The sequence below is a fragment of the Chryseobacterium sp. CG10_8 genome, from assembly GCF_058117085.1.
In genome coordinates this window covers 1-697 of record NZ_JBYVEB010000271.1, presented here as the reverse complement: position 1 = coordinate 697, position 697 = coordinate 1, and the positions used below count along the sequence as shown (strand labels likewise).

Annotated in this window: 1 protein-coding gene; it reads right to left on the bottom strand. The window is 35.9% G+C overall.

The genetic code is table 11. The annotated features are described in order from the left end of the window. On the bottom strand, window positions 1-697 hold a 697-nt coding region (locus AC4AGG_RS16685), incomplete at both ends, for an IS1595 family transposase (protein ID WP_489773150.1).

Below are 697 nucleotides of genomic sequence, written 5' to 3'. Positions count from 1 at the left end.
TTGCTTATTGCAATATGGACCCATTTTAAAGTTTCTTTCGTAGTTTCTTTTGAGCTTTTTTCCATCACGTGAAGTTCTACAAAATCTGCAATGTCTACATACGATGTACTTTTATCCGTAAACACGATGCTTTGGTTATCAATTGATTCTTGAATAATTTCGTTAATTTCTTCTGAATCATGCCCTTGCAAAACCTTGGCTTTAAAGAAACGAACGTGCTTTTCCTTTTTGCCTGTCTCAACATCTTCCAAAAAGGTACTTTCTGCCATCATTGCAACGTTCTGTTTTCCTGCAGCCCCTTTTCCGCGAATCCCTTTTTCCTGTTCTATTTCGCTGGATTCTACCGTGTAATAGGCTTCATCAAATTCAATCATTCCTTCCAATGTGTACATAGAGTCACGGTTTCCCATAGCGGTTCTTAATTTATGAACCATAGACCAAACTGGTTCATATCTTTTTAATCCCAATTGTTTTTGAATCTCTTTTGCCGAAAATCCTTTCTTAGTAGCGCTCATTAAAAACATTGCTTTGTACCAAACTAAAAAGGACAATTTTGAAAACTCCATAATCGTTCCTTTTCGCAGAGAGGTTCGGTATTTACAATTTTTACATTCATAACTCCACTTATCTTTCTTCCAGTAATGATCTTTACCATTACATTTCGTACAAATAACGCCTTGCAAATCTCTCTGTTCTT